Genomic DNA, 17080 nt, shown 5'->3' on the forward strand with positions numbered 1-17080 from the left:
GATTGCTTCGCTTCGCTCGCAATGACGGGACTTACTCCTTTGAGGCTGGCGCGAATCCCTCGAGCAACCCCGTGTACTTTTTCGCCGCAGGCGAAGCGTAGGCGCCGCGGCGTGAGGTCGTGAGCTTGAGGCCGGCGAGCGCTTCCGCCTGCTTCACCGCGGCGGCCACGCCGTCCACGACAGGCACGCCGAATTGCGCCGATAGCTCATGGGCGAGATCGGCCATGCCGGCGCAGCCGAGCACGATGGCGTCGGCGCCCTTCTCCAGCGCGCGGGCGATCTCCGCCTCCAGCTTCTCCCTCGCACCTGAACCCGGTTTCTCCAGATCGAGCACAGCGACGTCGCAGGCGGTGACCGTGGCGCGGTCGGCAAAGCCGTAGCGGCGGACCAGTTCCTCGAGCGGCACGATCGAACGCGGCAGCGTGGTGACGATGCCGATGCGCTTGGCGATCTGCCCGGCCGTGACCAGCGCCGCCTCGCAGATGCCGACCACCGGATAGCGCGCCACCGACCGCGCGGCATCGAGCCCGGTGTCGTCGAAGCAGGCGATGATGCCGGCATCGGCGTCGGGCGTCTTCAGCAATGCGTCGATCAGCCCGGGAACGGCGAACGCTTCGTCGTAGAAGCCCTCGATCGAGGCGGGTCCCATCGACGATGTGACGGCCACGATCTCGGTGCCATCAGCGGCGGCCGCCCGGGCCGCAGTGGCGATGGTCGCCGTCATCGACGCGGTGGTATTGGGATTGACGATCAGGATTCTGGTCATGGGTCGAGATTAGTAGCCCGGATGCAGCGGAGCGCAATCCGGGACGGTGTCACAGGCGGAAAGGCCGGCCCCGGATTTCGCTTCGCTTCATCCGGGCTACAAGGCAAAGACTTCGCCTGCTTACGAATGCTTCACGACCCAGGCCGCGAAGCCATCGAGCACCTCGGCCATCACCTCGCTGTCGTTGCGGCCGGAGCGTTTCAGGACATGGAAGGAGTGATCCGCCTCCTGCACCAACTGCAACGTCGCACGCGCGCCGAGCCCCTTTACCACCGGTTCGAGCAGATCGAGCTCCGCCAGCGCGTCGCGCGTGCCCTGCAGGAACAGCAAGGGGATCTTGACCTCGGCGAGATGCTTGGCGCGCTCGCTCGACGGCTGGCCGGCGGGGTGCAGGGGAAAGCCGAGGAACACCAGCCCGCGCACGCCGGCGAGTGGCGCTTTGGCCTGCGCCTGCGAGGTCATGCGGCCGCCGAACGACTTGCCGCCGGCGAACAGCGGCAGTTCGCCGCAACGGCGCGCGGCCTCCGCCACCGCGGCGCGCACCGTCGCCTGCGCGACGGCGGGCGGATCGGGCCGCTTGCTGCCCTTCTCCATGTAGGGAAATTGATAGCGCAAGGTCGCGATGCCGCGCTCGGCGAGGCCGACCGCAATCGTCTCCATCGAGGCATGGGTCATGCCGGCGCCGGCGCCATGCGCGAACACATAGGCGCTACGGGCCTGCGCCGGGCGCAGCAGCAGTGCGGACACCGCGTGATCGTCCGAGACCGTGATGGTGAGCGGCTGTGCACTTGGCGCGTTCAAGATGACATCTCGAAGAATTGTTGCTCCGTCATTTCTAGCCGCCGCGGTCCATGCGCGCAAATGACGCCGGGGAGAACACGCCGCAAGTGAACTGGCTCACAGCCAATCGAGATTTCCTTTGCAACATTTCCGTTGGTAGACCCAGCGCCGCCACTGTAGGATGGCGCACAGCACATCACACGCTTAACGCGAACCTGTTTCGGCGATTTTTAATATCTCATCAATATGACGCGCGGGTACCGCGAATTGGGGAATGGGGCATGCCTCGCAAGACGATCTTCTTCATCGGGCTGCTGATTGTCGCCGGCGTCCTCTACCTCAAGGACGATATCGAGACCGTGGCGAGCGGCTTCCGTGTCAAGGTCGTCGACTACCAGCCGCCGGCAAAGACGGTGTGGCTGGATCAGAATGTCAGCGCCGAGCGGCTGCGCTGGTTCTACCACGCCGACCAGGGCACGCGGACTTTCGGCATTCCCCTTGAGTGGTTCATGGCGCTGGAGCAGCCGACGGTCTGGCCGGTGCTCACCGCGGCACCGCGGCTCAGCGAGACCAATTATCTCGGCCGCTTCGGCTTTATTCCCGACACCGTGATTCCAGGTAGCCCCGATGCGCTGCCGATCGGATTTGCGCCGAGCGGCCCGATGGCTGACGCCAACGGCGCGCCCTGGCGCAACCCGCATAGCAAGGCCGACATGAACGGGGTCGGGCTGACTTGCTCCGCCTGCCACACCGGAAGCTTCAGCTATCGCGGCACCGAGATCGTGATCGACGGCGGGCCGGCCAACACCAATTTGTTCGAGTTCCAGAAGAGCGTCGGCGTTTCGCTGCTGTTGACCCGGTTCTGGCCGGGCCGCTTCTCGCGCTTCGCCGAGGAGATCCTCGGCAAGGATGCCAGCCTCGACGAGCGCATGGCCCTGCGCGGCCAGCTCGATCTCGTGCTGAAGCAATACGCCAACATCAATTCGCTGGAGACCAAGGTCGCCGCCAACAGCGTCGAGGAAGGCTATGCGCGGCTCGACGCGCTCAACCGGATCGGCAACCAGGTGTTCTCGATCGATCTGAACAACCCGAACAACTACGCCGCGCATTCGGCGCCGGTGCATTTCCCGCGGATCTGGAACGCGCCGTGGTTCAGCTGGGTGCAGTATGACGGCTCGATCATGCAGCCGATGGTGCGCAATGCCGGCGAGGCGCTCGGCGTCAGCGCCGAGCTCAATCTGCTCGATGAATCCAGGGGCCTGTTCAAGTCGAGCGCGCGGATCGACGTGCTGCACGAGATGGAGCGGATGATCGCCGGCGAGCCACCCAGCGAGGACAAGGGCTTTGGCGGCCTGGCGTCGCCGAAATGGCCGGAGAGCATCCTGGGGCAGATCAACATGGATCTCGCGAAGAAGGGCGGCGAACTCTACAAGACGCATTGCCAAGGCTGCCACGGCCCGGCGATCGACAGCAAGGCGCTGCCCGCCAGCGAAGCCTTTGCGCTGTTCAAGGACAAGAAGCGCTGGATCAAGAACGACGCCGGCCAGCCGCTGCTCGACGTCGAGATGATTCCGATCAGCCATATCGGTACCGACAGCGCGCAGGCCGAAGGCCTTGCGAGCCGCACCGTCGAGACGCCGGCCAATCTGAAGATCAAGGACGGCGGTTTCGGACCGGCGCTCGGCGAATTGGTCGAGAAGACCGTCGACTACTGGTACGACCAGAACAAGACCCCGCCGGAGGACCGCAAGCGCATCAACGGCTACCGGCCGAACGAGATTCAGGCGCCGCTCGCCTACAAGGTCCGGCCGCTCAACGGCATCTGGGCGACCCCGCCCTACCTGCACAACGGATCGGTGCCGTCCATCTACGCGCTGCTGTCGCCGGTGAAGGATCGTCCCCCGACCTTCTATCTTGGCAACCGGGAGTATGACCCCAAGGATCTCGGCCATGTCTGGAAGGACAACATCAAGAACGCCTTCGTGCTCGACACCAGCAAGCGCGGCAACAGCAATTCCGGGCACGAATTCTCGAACGAGAAGCGCCTCGGCGTGATCGGGCCGGAGCTGAAGGAAGACGAGCGCCGCGCCTTGATCGAGTTCATCAAGACGCTTTGAGCTTCGGCCTGCTCCTCATGCCGTCGGGACGCTGAGCGGCACGCTTTGGGCGTGGTGAAACAAATCATCGGGATCATATTGCTGCTTCACCGCGACCAGGCGGGCGAGGTTGTCGCCCCAATAGGCTGACGCATAGTCGTCGAGGTCGAGGTCGCAATAATTGACATAGGACGCGCCCGGCATGAAAGGGCGCATCGCCGCATAGACCCTTGCGACGTCAGCGAGATGCGCCGCTGTGTCGGCAGATCGGCTCCAGCTCGAGAAATACTGGATACAGTACTGCGTGCCGGCGCGGCGCGGGAATGCAGTGGCGTCGGCGGCAACATCGGCGATCCGACCGCCATAGGAATCGCACAGCAGCACGATGCCGCCCGGCACGATCGGCGCGACCGCCGCCATCATGGCTTCGATGCCGTCGGAGGCGAGCGGCGTCAGCACATAGTCCGACTTCGCCTTCATCAGCACCGACTCATAGGCGAGCGGTCCGGCGAAGTGCTTGACCGCATCAAGGAAGGCGAGCGATTGCACCGACAGCGCCGATGACGGCGGCCGCACCGCCGTCAATCGCCGGAGTTCGCTGCGCAGCTCGCTCTCGCTGCCGACCGATTGGCCAATGCAGCGCATCGTGATCAGGCCGTGGCCGGCCGGGCCGACCTTCATGATCGAGGTGATGTTCGACGGCGCATGCGGCGCCCAGTCCTGCCAGGCGGCGAACAACTGCGCGGCATGGGCCTGCGACAGTTTCCAGGAGACACCGAACACCCGCGTCGTCTTCAAGGGAAACACCTCGATCCTGAACTCGGTCGCGATGCCGAAGCTGCCACCGCCGCCGCCGCGGCAGGCCCACCAGAGGTCCGGCTCCGATGTCGCATTGGCCTGCAGCACACGCGCCTGGGTGTCGACGACATTCGCCTGCAGCAGGCCGTCGCAGGTCAGTCCATGCGAGCGCGCGAGCAGGCCGTGGCCGCCGCCGGTGAGATGGCCGGAGATGCCGACGGTTGGGCAACTCCCTGCCTGCAGTGCGAGGCCCTGGGCGGCCAACGCGGAATAGAGCGCGTACAGCGATACGCCGGAACCTGCCGTGACGAGGTTCGAGGCCTTGTCGACCACAATCTGCTTCAATCCGCGCACGTCGATCGCAACCCCGGACGATTGCGACAGGCCTTCGTAGGAATGCCCGCCGCAGCGAACGGCGAAGCTCAATCCGTTGCTGCGCACCCAGTCGACCATCACGGCAACCGCGTGCTCGGTCTTGCAGACCGCACGCAGCGCCGGCGCCAATTGCTTGCGCTTGCTCGCGGCAGGCAGGTAATCCGCATAGTGCGCGTCCTGCGGCCGCAGGAATTGAACGTCGGTCGCCGGCAGGTTCGGCAATGGCGGCAGCGGTGCCACGGCCTCCGCCGGCGGCGCGGCGATCTCGGCGTCGGCGGCAACCGGCGCATCGGAGGGCACGAACTCGCCGACGCGAAGCGGATGTTCCATGGCGAACCCTCAGACCTCGGGAATTGCCGGGTTGACGATCGGCGCGTGGACGGGGTTGTGGATGTGGATGTCGGGCAGCGGCCTCGCCGGTGCCTTGCCGAACAGCGAGGCGACGTGATCGACGAGGCCCTGGCACACCGCCTTGTCCGGGGTCTCGTTGTTGACGCCGGGCTCGAAGGTGCCGCCGATCACGACGTGGTCGCTGCGCGGGAACAGGTAGCCGTTCTGGCCGTAGAGATATTGCAGCACCGGCTGCGGCCGCAGCAGCGCAAGCTGTCCCTTGATCGGCATCATCTTGGTGTCGCTCCACAGCGTCATCGATCCGAGCCCGGTGCAGTTGACGATGATCGGCTGCGGCACGCTGGCCAGGATATCCGAACGGTTGACGAACCGCTTCGACACGAAGCTGACGCCGCGCTGGTCGAGGTCAGCCTTCAGCCTGGCGAGCAGGACCGGCGGCTCAATCAGCAGGGTCTGGTAGACGAAGCCGGGCTTGGTGTGGTGCGCGAACGGCAAGCGCTGCAGCGGCTGCCGCGGCGGGATCAGGCCGGGCGCGAGTTGCAGCACGATGTCGAGATTGTGCGCGCGCGTCGCGGTGTAGTTCGGCCGCTCGAACACGCCGAACCCCTGCCCGATCCGATCCTTGAACGCACGATAGGCGCTCTTGACGATGTCGGTGAGCTCGCGCTCCTTGCCGGCGAATTCCACCACCGAGACGGCCCACTGGCCGCCGGCCTTGGCGGAGGTGGTCTCGAGCGGCGCGCGATCGGAATAGACCGTAACCTTGAGCCCGAGATCGAGCAGCAATGTCGCGGCGGTCAGACCCATCACGCCGGCGCCGAGCACGGCGGCTTCGGTGACCCCACGGCTTGCGGCCAGATGATCGCTAACGATGTCGCGGACCTTCGCGGCGCAGCCAAAACTCAGCGTGATGCCGGCGCCGCCATGGCCGTAATTGTGCACGATGAAGCTCTGCGAGATGGTTTCGGCATCGAGCCGGTACGATCCGTTGCGATAAGGCCGGACGCCGGCAATGCAGGCGCCGGGCTGATCGGGATCGAAGGCGAAATCTGGCGTCGGCAGGTTGGGCGTGGCCATGGCGAACCTCGCAATCCCTGTGCCGCGAGCGCGGTACATCAGATATCTAAAGTTGCTCCATCGTATCATACATCTCCGATGGACGTGTGACCGGCTTCACAAAGCGCCATCACGGACGCGTCGGCATGCGGCCGGCGGGTCCGTCCTGCAAGGGTCAAAATGGATGTTCGTCGGGGCGGGATCCGTAACGCCTGCTCTCAACTTTCCTTCAACTTCGGCACGGGCTGACGGCGCGCCGGGCGGGTCATGGCTTCGAGCTCGAGCAGCTGGTTGAGCTGCTCCTCGGTCAGCAGCTTTTCCTCCAGCACGATGTCGGCGACCGAGCGGTTCTCCTTCAGCGCGCGGCGCGCCACGCGCGATGAGGCCTCATAGCCGAGCGCCGGCGCCAGCGCCGTGATCAGGCCGATCGAGCCCTGCACCAGGCTGCGGCAACGCTCGCGATCGGCCTCGATGCCGTCGACGCAGCGCTTGGTCAGCGTATCGATCGCCGCCGTCAGCATGCGCAGCGAACTCAACACGCAATAGCCGATGGTCGGCTCGAACGCGTTGAGCTGGAGCTGGCCGCCTTCGGCGCACATCGTCACCGTGAGATCGTGCCCGATCACGAGGAAGGCGACCTGGTTGACCACCTCCGGAATCACCGGGTTGACCTTGCCGGGCATGATCGACGAGCCGGCCTGCACCGCGGGCAGCCTGATCTCGCCGATGCCGGTCCGCGGCCCCGACGACAGCAGGCGGAGGTCGTTACAGATCTTCGACACCTTGACCGCGACGCGTTTCAAGACGCCGGAGAACAGCACGAAGGCGCCGAGGTCGGAGGTCGCCTCGATCAGGTTCGAAGCCAGCACCATGGGCTGGCCCGACAGCCGCGACAGCTCCTCGACCGCAAGCGCCGCATAGCGCGGATCGGCATTGATGCCGGTCCCGATCGCGGTGGCGCCGAGATTGACCTCGCGGAACAGGCCGGAGATCTCGTTCAGCCGGGCAACGTCCTCCTTCACGGTGGCGTGGAAGGCGTCGAACTCCTGGCCGAGTGTCATCGGCACCGCATCCTGAAGCTGGGTACGGCCCATTTTCAGGACATCGGCAAATTCCACCGCCTTGCCCTTGAAGGCATAGGCGAGGTCATCGAGCGCGCGCACCAGCGGCTGGGTGGCAAAGATCACCGCGAGCCGCAGCGCGGTCGGATAGGCATCGTTGGTCGACTGCGCCATGTTGACGTCGTCGTTCGGATGCAGCGTGTGATAGTCGCCGGGCTTCTTGCCCATCAGCTTTAGAGCGACGTTGGCAATCACCTCGTTGGCGTTCATGTTGGTCGAGGTCCCGGCACCGCCCTGGATCGCATCGACGACGAAGGACTCGGCATAGACCTTGTCAGTCGCGATCTGGGTGCAGGCCTTGTCGATCGCATCGGCCTTTTCCGGCGCGAGATAGCCCAGGCGCTTGTTGGCGCGGGCGGCCGCTTGCTTCACCAGCGCCAGCGCGCGGACGAATTCCGGGAAATGGCCGACCGGCACGCCGGTGATCGGAAAGTTCACCACCGCGCGCTTGGTGTGAATGCCCCACAGCGCATTGGCCGGCACATCGTCCTCGCCGAGCAGATCGTGCTCGGTGCGGGACTGCGCCTGCTCGATCGGCACGGTACGGACGGTCGCGATCGCGAGCTCGCTGACGCCGCCGCTGTCGCCGGAGGGTGGCGCGGCGCCTGCAGTGTTGGCGGTCTCAACCTTCGATTCGGCCATCAGTCCCTCCGTTACCTGCTGCAAATCTCGTCGTCAGCGACACCAGCCATGATGCGCCCGACAGGTATAGAAAGCCAATGCCTACCGGCAAAGTCTTGCACACCGGCGAACGAAAAGACGCGTCAAAACGGGATCGGCATGCGCGCCGCACGGGGAATTGAGCGCTTACCTTATCCGTCACGATAACAGCAACTTATAGCTCTACGCCGCGGCGCATCCTGCGCGAGATGCGGCTGCTTTCTCCGCCCCGTCATCGCGTGCTAGATCAGCATCGACTGGCGCAAGGGCGCTGCCGACACTGAACGAACCAAGGGCCAAACCGTGTCCAACAACAACGAAGCGTTAGCCATCAAATTCCGCTGCCCAGCGGAGCTCGAGGGCAAAATTCCACCGCCGGTGCCTGCGTCATTGGGTCTTCCCGGATGGCTCAAGGCGATGCCGACGCAGGCCTTCAATGCGATGAGCAACCGCGAGGAGGATACCGTCAAGCGCTGCCCGCCATTCATCGATGCGATGACATCGGGTTTCCTGATGCCGCTGATCTGCGATCTCAAGATCGAGAATGGCGAGATGACATGGGACAACGACCTGCCGTCCGGAGGCGTGCTCGAATTCCCGCGCTCGCCGGTCGGATTCCACGACGAAAGCCAGGTGATCGGCTCACCGCTGTTCGAACAGGACCGCTTCGTGATCAAGTTCGTCAATCTGTGGACCATCGAGGCGCCGGCGGGCTACTCGCTGTTCTTCACACATCCGGTCAATCGGTTCGACCTGCCGTTCACCACACTGACCGGCATGGTCGATTGCGATCAGTTTCACGACAGCTGGATTCATTTCCCGGCGCGCTGGCACGACACCAATTTCAGCGGCACCTTGCCCAAGGGCACGCCGGTTGCGCAATGCTTCCCGGTGAAGCGCGAAAACTGGGTCGCGCAGACCGCGGCGATGACGCCGGATGAAACGTCGCGCGCACAGGAACTGTCCAACAGGATGGCCCGCGAGCCCGGACTCTATCGCCGCCAGTTTCGGACGTAGGGCGGAGCGCACGCGCAGGCCTGACGCCAGCGTGCGAGCCCCACAGCTCTTTCTGAGCGTCGTCCCGGCGCAGGCCGGGACCCATACGCCGCAGCAGATGTGCTTGACGGGACTCGTCATTCCAACGTCAGGCAACAAGCAGCATTGTGGTTATGGGTCCCGGCCTTCGCCGGGACGACACCGAACATGTGGCGCGATCTCGAACATCGCTCGCCGTCATCACCCGCGCAAGCGGGTGATCCAGTATTCCAGAGGCGGAGCAGCTTGACCGCGAAGCCGCCGCGTACTGGATCGCCCGCTTTCTGCGGGGCAATGACACCGGAGTGAAGACGCAATTCTCTTCCCACGCGTCGTCCCTGCGAAAGCAGGGACCCATACTCCGCGGCCCGAATTGTGAACGGGACTCGTCATTCCACGATCGCGCGACAAGGACTAGCTGTGGTTATGGGTCCCTGCTTTCGCAGGGACGACACCGAGTGTGTTGCGCCGCTTGTGAATCATACACCCACAGTCTCGCGACATGATTTGCCCGAGCTTTGCCTAGCTGAGAAACTTTGCAGCCGCGCTGGGACGGAAGAAGAAGCGGCCATGCGATGCCATGGCCAGCGCCGACGTGGTGCGGCCGATCATTTGCGGACGGCCGCGCAACGCCAGACGCAGATTGGCTTCGCCGGCAGCGCGGTCGCCCATTTCCAGAAGACAGGCGGAGAAGCTGGTCCGTGTCAGGGGATCATCGGGGCGCTGCGCCAGCACCTGACGGTAGAGATCCGCCGCAGCCGCGTATTCGCCATCGAGCAGCAGCACGCGCGCGAGCGCGGCCAGAACATCAGGATGGCCCGGCGCCACCGTGCGCAGCTTCTCCAGAATCTCGCGCGCGCGGCCGCGCTCATTGCGATGGGGCAGGATCTGCGCGAGCAAAAGCTGCAATTCGAGGCTCGCGGGCGCGAAAGCAAGCGCGCTATCGATGACGGCAACCGCCTCGTCGAAGCGGCCGGCCGCGGCCAATTGCCCTGCCAGCTCCTGAAATGCGGGAAGGAACGGCGGCCGCCGCGCGGTGGTCCGCCGCAACAGATCGATCGCCTCGCTGCGGCGGCCGGCGCCGGCGAGTGCCGCGCCGAGCAGGGTTTCGAGGCCGGCATCCTCGACACGGCGCGTGGCGCGCTCGAGCGGCGCGATCGCCTCCTCGTTGCGCCTCTGGGCCATCAGCGCTCGTGCCAGGATCGAGGCCGCGCCGACATCGGTCCGGTTTGCCTTCAACACCTCCGCCGCCAGCCGCTCGGCTTCGACGACCTGCCCCATCTGCAACGCGACCATGGCGCGTTGCAGAGCCGGGGGTGGGCTGGGCCCGCGATGGGAAGGAGGCGGAGGTTTCGGCATGCGGCCCGTCACGAGATGGTTTTCCCAGCCGTTATCACTGCCGCCGACGGAGCTCCAGCGAAAGTCTCAGCCGGGCGCCACACGCTTGCGACATTGCAGCGCTGCGCCGACCGCAACACCGCCGGCGATGGTCCGGAATCTCGGAATCAGCCGCCGATTGGCGCAAGGAAGCTCCGAACAGGCAGGATGGTGATCTGCGAAGCGGGCCAGGCGGAAAATGGCGATCCCGGGAAGACTCGAACTTCCGACCTACGGTTTAGGAAACCGTCGCTCTATCCGGCTGAGCTACGGGACCGCACCGCCCGCAGCGAAGCATGTGGGCGTCTCCCTCCCATAGCAGAGGCGCCGAATGATCGCCAGTCCGCGCCACATCAGAGCGTGTTCGAGCGAAGTGGGCACCGGTTCGCGTGAAGAAAACGCGTCAAAACAAGAAGCTAGAGCAGCGGTTCGGATCCAATCAGAACCGCTGCTCGAGGCGCGCGCGAAGTTGCGCTGAGTTCGGCGCTTGGCGCTACGCCACCTGCCGGGCCGGATTCGCGGCAGCATTCGCCGCGCTGGCCCGGCGCGCCGGCAGAAACTCGATCGCCTCATCCTTCAGCGAGCCGAAGCGCAGCGTCATGATATCGAGCGCATAGTTCTGGTAGAGTCGCCACGGCCGGCGCGAGCCCTGCTTGGGGAACCTGGCGGCGGCGCGCTGGATGTAGCCCGAGGAGAAATCCACCCAGGGCAGCTCGGTCACGGTCGGATCGTTCCGCCGCGGCGTCACTTGCGCGTAGCCGTTCGCCTTCATGTGGTTGAGCATGCGGCAGACATATTCGCAGCTCAGGTCGCATTTCAGCGTCCAGGATGCGTTGGTGTAGCCGAATGCGGCGGCGAGATTCGGCACGCCCGAATACATTAGCCCCTTGTAGTTCATGGTCTTCGACAGATCGACCGGCACGCCGTCGACCTTGATCTCGAGCCCGCCGAGCACCTGCAGATCGAGGCCGGTCGCGGTCACCACGACGTCGGCGTCGAGCACATTGCCGCTCTTGAGCTTGATGCCCCCACGCGTGAAGGTCTCGATCTGGTCGGTCACGACAGACGAGCCGCCGCTGCGCAGCGACTGAAAGAGATCGCCGTTCGGCACCAGGCAGAGCCGCTGGTCCCACGGATTGTAGCTCGGCGTGAAATGGGTGGCGACGTCGTAATCGGGGCCGAGCGCATGGCGCACGCCGCCGAGGATCAGCTTCTTCACGCGCTCCGGATCGCGCTTGCAAAGCCGGTAGAAATACATGCCGAGCAGCACGTTCTTCCAGCGCGTGAGGCTATAAGCGAGTTTTGCGGGTAGCCGCGCCCGCAGCCAGTTGGCGACCTTGTCCTCATCCGGCCGCGCGACGACATAGGTCGGCGAACGCTGCAGCATCGTGACATGGGCGGCGGTCTTGGCCATTTCCGGCACCAGCGTCACCGCGGTCGCGCCGCTGCCGATCACCACCACGTTCTTGCCGGCATAGTCGATGTCATCGGTCCACTTCTGCGGATGGACGACGCGGCCGGCGAAATCGGCGATACCGGGGAAGTCAGGCGTGTAGCCGTGCTCATATTTGTAGTAGCCGCTGCACATGAACAGGAAGCTGCAGGTGAGGCGCTCGATCGTCTTCTCCGGCCCGCGCTCGACTTCGACCGTCCATTGTGAGTCGGCCGACGACCAGTCGGCGCGCACGACGCGGTGGTTGAAGCGGATGTTCTTGTCGATGCCGTACATGCGCGCGGTCTCGCGCACATAATTCAGGATCGACGGGCCATCGGCGATCGCCTTCGGCTCGGTCCATGGCCGGAACGAATAGCCGAGCGTGTACATGTCGGAGTCGGAGCGGATGCCGGGATAGCGGAACAGGTCCCAGGTCCCGCCGATGCAATCGCGGCCTTCGAGAATGGCGTAACTGCGGTCCGGACAATTGGTCTGCAGATGATAGCCGGCACCGATGCCCGACAGCCCGGCACCCACGATCAACACGTCGAAATGAGCAGACATGCCCTGATCTCCCGTGGCAGAATTGACAATCCGTATTGTCAGATAACTTGACATCTGACAATGGCTCGTGTCAATACACTTTTCATGGCAAGCAGCCGGAAAGCCCGCCTCTATGGCGGTATGGACGCCGAGGAACGCCGCGCCGAGCGGCGGCTGAAGCTGATCGACGCGGCGATCGAGGTCTATGGCGAGGTCGGCTATCGCGGCGCCACCGTGAAGGCGATCTGCGAGGCGGCCGAGCTCACTGAACGCTATTTCTACGAATCCTTTTCCAACAGCGAAGCCCTGCTGATCGCCGCCTACAACCATGTCGTCGGCCACCTCCACGAGGAGATGACGGCTGCCGCCGCGGCAACCGGCGACGATGCCGAGATGAGGCTGCGCGCCGCGCTGACGCTGTATTTCACGCGGTTGAAGGAGCATCCGAAGCCCGCGCGGGTCTTCCTGCTCGAGATTTCCGGCATCAGTCCGGCGGTCGATGCCGTCAAGCTCGACGCCCTGCGCGTCTTCAGCGACATCCTGGTGCCGCCGACGCTTGATCCGAAACACAGCGACAAGGCCGCGGCTGCCACGCTGCTCTCGATCGGCATGGTCGGCGCAGTCATCTCGATCGCGCTGCGCTGGGTCTCGAAGCAATATCCGCAGGCCGTCGAGGACGTCGTCGCGATCGCCGCCAGCTTCTGCCGCGTGGCGCTGACCGAGGCCGATCGCCGCCGGGATCTGCATTTGCTGTAGCGACGAGCTCGCGCCACTCGCCGATTTTCAATCATGTTTCGCCGGGGTTTGCGGGCCCGGCCCTGGCCGCGCCGCTGATTTAACTTGCATATCTGGCGGTCCGGGCTTTCTTATGCACGGTACCGGGAGCAAACAGGTCCGGCCTGTTTCGTCCTGTGAAACAACAACAATCTGCATCAGGCGGAGCTGAGCCTTTGGTCGACGTGCACAGGCTGGACGACGTGACCGCGCGCCTTGGCGACGTGGTTCTCGATCCCGCGACCTGGCCGTCCTTCATGGACGAGGTCTGCGCGGCCGTCGGCGCGACCGGGGCTGCGATGCTTCAGAGCGATATCCGCACCGAAGATATTCCGCGCACGCAATCGATCACTGACTATTTCACCAAGACCTACTTCCCGCAGAATTTTCATCTCACCGACATTCGCGCTGCGCGCGGCGTGCCGCTGATGCTCGCCGGAACCAACGTCATCACCGACGCTGACCTGTTCGGCGGCGAAACCGAGATGCTGCGCGACCCGCTCTATGCCACGCTCGGCGAGTTCGGGCTGAAATGGTTCGCGGGAATCGGCTTCCGCGCCGGCCCGGCATTGTGGGCGCTGAGTATCCAGCGCACGCCAAAGGAAGGCATGTTCGACGCCGACGAGGTCAAGGCACTCTCGCGCGTGTCGGCGCGGCTCACCGAAGCCGCGACGCTGTCCACCGTCGTCGGCCGGTCCGCGATCTCGGGCATCACCAGTGCGCTCGACCTGATCCAGATCGCGGCGATTGCCGTCGGCCGCTTCGGCGCCGTCATCGGCATGAACAGCCAGGCGGAAGCCTGCCTCGGCCATGACCTTGCGATCCGCAACAACCGCCTCACCCTGCTCGACCGGCAGGCCAATACCGATCTGACCAGGCTGATCGATCTGCTGGCCCACAGCTCGGACCTGCATCCGCTCCCGACATCGCCGATCCTGGTGCGCAGGATCGACAAGCGGCCGATCGTGATCCAGATGCAGCCGGTGCCTCCCGCCGCCCGCTCACCGTTCCTGGGTGCGCGCGCGATCCTGTTGATCCGCGACCTCGAGGGCAACGCCGCATTCGATCAGGCGCTGCTGGCGGCGGCGTTCGAGCTGACCCCGGCGCAGGCGCGCCTCGCCACGCGACTCGCGGCCGGCGACTCGGTCGAGGCCGCCGCACAGGAAGCCGGCATTGCCCTTGCCACCGCGCGCAATCAGCTCAAGACGATTTTCCAGAAGACCGGCACGCATCGGCAGGCGGAACTCGTCGCATTGCTGCATAGAGTGAAATGAACTATTCGAGGCGAATTGTTCCAACTTCCGCCGCGCCGTTACGGTAAGAATTCTTGAAACATTGCAATTGCGTACAGCGATTACTCGCTCAGGCCAAACGGCTGATCTGCGACTTAAATGATCAGGGAAATCGCCCGGTTCCAGGTGACAAGCGTCACTAAAATGGCGACAATCTGCTCACTCTGTGTCGTTCGGATTTGGTTGCAATGTCCGTGATGCCGTCACGATCATCGACGTTGGCTGTTGGCGTTTTGGTCGCCGCGTTCGCGCTGGCGCCGTTGAGCGCGCACGCGCAATGGTGGCGCAGCGCGCCGAAGGATTTTGAGGATTGCGCCGACCTCGCCGAGAAGGCGAAGTCCAGGGAAGACAAGACCGCGCAACTCGCCGACTGCAATGCCAAGTTTGCCGGACGCCGCAAGCCCGGCGGCGGCTACACCTATTACGACTTCATGCAGGATCGCAGCTTCGACATCGCCGGCCCCAATCCGACGCCGGACGAGCAGAGGAAGATCGACCAGGAATATACCGGCTATCTCGAGAAGGAGCGCCGTTCGAGCATCGTCGCGGCGTTCAATGCCAAGCAGCTCGAGCGGCAGGACAAGCAGCAGCTGCAGCCGCCGCAGCTTCAACAGGCGTCGCTGCACAGCGAGCCAGTGCACAGCGAGCCGGCGAAAGTCCCGGCCCCGGTCGCACGGCCGGTCAAGCCGCGGGTTGCTGCCGCCCCTCTTCCCAGGGTGCGGCCGCAGGCGGCGAGTTGCGTGAAGGGCACGTTCTCCTGCGAATGGCCGCGGCTTTCCGAAGGATTGGACGGCCTGAAGAAACTGTTCACGCCGGCATCGCCGCCGCCGACCAAGGTTGCGAAGCGAACCGACGTCAGTCGGTAATCACCATCGCCCAGAACCTGCGGTACGGCGACTTCGGATTGTCGACGAAGGCCACACCGACGCGCTTCGCGCCCGGCATCAGCAGGTTCTCGCGATGCCCCGCCGAGTCCTCCCACTGCTTCAGCATCTCGGCGAAAGCGATGAAGCCGGCGCCGATATTTTCCGCGGCGCGCTGCTTCTTCAGCGGAGCGATGCGGGTGAAGAAGCTGCCGCCCGCGGAGTGGCTGACCGATCCGGTCGCCGACATCGCCTGCGCCTGCTTCAGCGCCATCGCATTCAGCTTCGCGTCGAGCTTCACCGCGGGCATATGATTGGCGCGCCGGTAGGCACTGATCGAACCAGCATAGTCGGCGGCGCTTGCCGCCGTCGTGATGCCGAGCACGAAGGTGAGCGCGAGGAACAGCAGCTTCATCTGAGGTCTTCTCTGCAATGGATCAGTGCGCGCGACCGCGCTTGTGGTGTCGAGGCGTAACCGGTTTGTGCACAGGCCCAGCCGATCGGCTCGACGCCGCGGCCGCCGCGCGCTGCTCCTGCAAACGCGCATCATAGCCCGGCGAAGGTGTCACGGTCGGCGGCGCGGCGCGGACCGTGACGGTGCCGAGCGCAACAAGCGTGAGCAGCATGATGCAGGATCGTTTCATGATGTCACCTCCTCGGTTATCCGAACGCTATGCCAGACGATCGTCGGCGCTCACGGTCAGCGGCCATCGCGAATCTGCTCCGGCGTCAGCCCCGGCGAGCCCTTGCCGTCGGCCTCCGCCTTGCGGATCAGCGCGATGACGCGGCGCGACAGCGGCGCCTCCAGCCCGCGGCGATCCGCGATCGCGGTGATCACGCCCTGCAGATAGTCGATCTCGGTGCGCCGGCCACGCTGCAGATCTTCCCACATCGAGGAGCGCGCTTCGGGATCGATCTTCATGGTGCGGCCGAGCAGCATGTCGAACAGCGTGTCCGGCAGCCGCAGCAATGCCGGCATCCAGCTCGAAGGCAGCGGCGTCGGCGACACCGGCACAATCCCTTCGGCGCGAATCGCCGCCAAACCCTCAGCCATCTGGTCGGCGAACAGTCGTCGCCAGCCGCGCTGTGCGAGCTGCTGCCGCAGCGGAACGTTGGACAGCGCATTGAGCGCGTTGTTGAGATTGACGATCAGCTTGCCCCACTGCACGCCGTCGATGTTGGCGGTGCCCTTCATCGCAAGACCTGGCACCGAGAGCCGTGCCGCGGTGCCAGCATCATCCTGGGCGATCACGATGTCGCCCGAGGTCGAGCGATGGAAGCGGCCGCCGCCGAGTGCGACCACATTGAACGGCACCATGCCGCCGAGCACCTTGCGGCCCGGCAGGCGCTCGCGCAGCAGCGGCACATTGCCGACGCCATTCTGCAGGCTGATCACCGCGGCATCGGCGGCTGCGTGGCGCGCGATCAATTCAGCGATCTCGGCTGTATCGGCGCTCTTCACCGTCACCAGCGCCGTCTCGACGTCGCGCAGGATCGACGGATCGTCGGACAGAATGAGCCGGTCCGCGGATACCGCCCGCTCCGAGCCGTCGAAACTGCTGACCCGCAAGCCGTTGCCTGCAATCTCCTGGATCAACCGCGGCCGCGCCAGCAGCGCGACGCGGCGGCCGGACGCAGCCACCATGCCGCCGACGAAGCAACCGATGCTTCCGGCGCCCGCGATGCCGATCGGCCGGTCCGCGTTCATTTGGCTAAACGTCCGTTCATCAGGGCTCGATAGCAGACCTCGATAGCAGA

At 65.0% G+C, this 17080-nt stretch carries 15 protein-coding genes and 1 tRNA gene; 5 read left to right on the forward strand and 11 right to left on the reverse strand.

The annotated features are described in order from the left end of the window. Positions 1 to 31: 31 nt before the first annotated feature. On the reverse strand, positions 32 to 766 hold the full coding sequence (locus AAFG07_RS40135) for an aspartate/glutamate racemase family protein (protein ID WP_342725079.1): 735 nt from the start codon (positions 764 to 766) through the stop codon (positions 32 to 34). Between the two features lie 120 nt (positions 767 to 886). Continuing rightward, the gene (locus AAFG07_RS40140; protein WP_342725080.1) at positions 887 to 1567 is read right to left on the reverse strand and encodes an alpha/beta family hydrolase; all 681 of its coding nucleotides are present in this window, start codon (positions 1565 to 1567) and stop codon (positions 887 to 889) included. Between the two features lie 260 nt (positions 1568 to 1827). Here AAFG07_RS40140 and AAFG07_RS40145 point away from each other — a divergent pair, with 260 nt between their 5' ends. Continuing rightward, complete coding sequence (locus AAFG07_RS40145; protein ID WP_342725081.1) at positions 1828 to 3663, forward strand: cytochrome c; 1836 nt, start codon at positions 1828 to 1830, stop codon at positions 3661 to 3663. A 15-nt stretch (positions 3664 to 3678) separates the two neighbouring features. Here AAFG07_RS40145 and AAFG07_RS40150 read toward each other — a convergent pair whose 3' ends face one another. From AAFG07_RS40150 to AAFG07_RS40160, 3 genes are all read right to left on the reverse strand, one after another. Next, the gene (locus AAFG07_RS40150; RefSeq protein ID WP_342725082.1) at positions 3679 to 5145 is read right to left on the reverse strand and encodes an FAD-binding oxidoreductase; all 1467 of its coding nucleotides are present in this window, start codon (positions 5143 to 5145) and stop codon (positions 3679 to 3681) included. 9 nt (positions 5146 to 5154) lie between these two features. After that, positions 5155 to 6243: an FAD-dependent oxidoreductase gene (locus AAFG07_RS40155; RefSeq protein ID WP_342725083.1), complete on the reverse strand. Its 1089-nt coding sequence runs from the start codon at positions 6241 to 6243 to the stop codon at positions 5155 to 5157. Between the two features lie 197 nt (positions 6244 to 6440). Continuing rightward, positions 6441 to 7985, reverse strand: coding sequence for an aspartate ammonia-lyase (locus tag AAFG07_RS40160; protein WP_342725084.1), 1545 nt, complete (start codon positions 7983 to 7985; stop codon positions 6441 to 6443). A gap of 321 nt (positions 7986 to 8306) precedes the next feature. On the opposite strand from AAFG07_RS40160, the gene AAFG07_RS40165 reads away from it, so the two are divergent. Continuing rightward, entirely contained in the window at positions 8307 to 9020 is a 714-nt protein-coding gene (locus AAFG07_RS40165) for a hypothetical protein (RefSeq protein WP_342725085.1), read from the forward strand. A 540-nt stretch (positions 9021 to 9560) separates the two neighbouring features. Here the strand turns inward: AAFG07_RS40165 and AAFG07_RS40170 are convergent. The 3 genes from AAFG07_RS40170 to AAFG07_RS40180 form a co-directional block, all read right to left on the reverse strand. Beyond that, on the reverse strand, positions 9561 to 10319 hold the full coding sequence (locus AAFG07_RS40170; RefSeq protein ID WP_342729385.1) for a tetratricopeptide repeat protein: 759 nt from the start codon (positions 10317 to 10319) through the stop codon (positions 9561 to 9563). Between the two features lie 296 nt (positions 10320 to 10615). After that, positions 10616 to 10692: transfer RNA gene (locus AAFG07_RS40175), tRNA-Arg, on the reverse strand. A gap of 216 nt (positions 10693 to 10908) precedes the next feature. Next, positions 10909 to 12414 carry an NAD(P)/FAD-dependent oxidoreductase gene (locus tag AAFG07_RS40180; protein WP_342725086.1) on the reverse strand — a complete coding sequence of 502 codons (1506 nt, stop codon included), beginning with the start codon at positions 12412 to 12414 and terminating at the stop codon, positions 10909 to 10911. An 84-nt stretch (positions 12415 to 12498) separates the two neighbouring features. Between AAFG07_RS40180 and AAFG07_RS40185 the strand changes: the two genes are divergently transcribed. The 3 genes from AAFG07_RS40185 (at position 12499) to AAFG07_RS40195 (ending at position 15325) form a co-directional block, all read left to right on the forward strand. Next, positions 12499 to 13149 (forward strand): TetR/AcrR family transcriptional regulator, encoded by a 651-nt coding sequence (locus tag AAFG07_RS40185; RefSeq protein WP_342725087.1) that lies wholly within the window; start codon positions 12499 to 12501, stop codon positions 13147 to 13149. A gap of 221 nt (positions 13150 to 13370) precedes the next feature. After that, positions 13371 to 14441, forward strand: a complete 1071-nt coding sequence (locus tag AAFG07_RS40190) for a hypothetical protein (RefSeq protein ID WP_342725088.1) — start codon at positions 13371 to 13373, stop codon at positions 14439 to 14441. 215 nt (positions 14442 to 14656) lie between these two features. Then, on the forward strand, positions 14657 to 15325 hold the full coding sequence (locus AAFG07_RS40195; RefSeq protein WP_342729386.1) for a hypothetical protein: 669 nt from the start codon (positions 14657 to 14659) through the stop codon (positions 15323 to 15325). On the opposite strand, the gene AAFG07_RS40200 is transcribed toward AAFG07_RS40195, so the two are convergent. The 3 genes from AAFG07_RS40200 to AAFG07_RS40210 are packed head-to-tail and all read right to left on the reverse strand — an operon-like array spanning position 15315 to position 17030. Then, on the reverse strand, positions 15315 to 15737 hold the full coding sequence (locus AAFG07_RS40200; protein WP_342725089.1) for a CAP domain-containing protein: 423 nt from the start codon (positions 15735 to 15737) through the stop codon (positions 15315 to 15317). The two genes, AAFG07_RS40195 and AAFG07_RS40200, sit on opposite strands and share 11 nt — an antisense overlap. A gap of 22 nt (positions 15738 to 15759) precedes the next feature. Continuing rightward, the gene (locus AAFG07_RS40205; RefSeq protein ID WP_342725090.1) at positions 15760 to 15966 is read right to left on the reverse strand and encodes a hypothetical protein; all 207 of its coding nucleotides are present in this window, start codon (positions 15964 to 15966) and stop codon (positions 15760 to 15762) included. A 56-nt stretch (positions 15967 to 16022) separates the two neighbouring features. Then, entirely contained in the window at positions 16023 to 17030 is a 1008-nt protein-coding gene (locus AAFG07_RS40210; protein ID WP_342725091.1) for a 2-dehydropantoate 2-reductase, read from the reverse strand. Between the last annotated feature and the right edge of the window lie 50 nt (positions 17031 to 17080).

The sequence above is a fragment of the Bradyrhizobium sp. B097 genome (assembly GCF_038957035.1).
GTDB lineage: Bacteria > Pseudomonadota > Alphaproteobacteria > Rhizobiales > Xanthobacteraceae > Bradyrhizobium.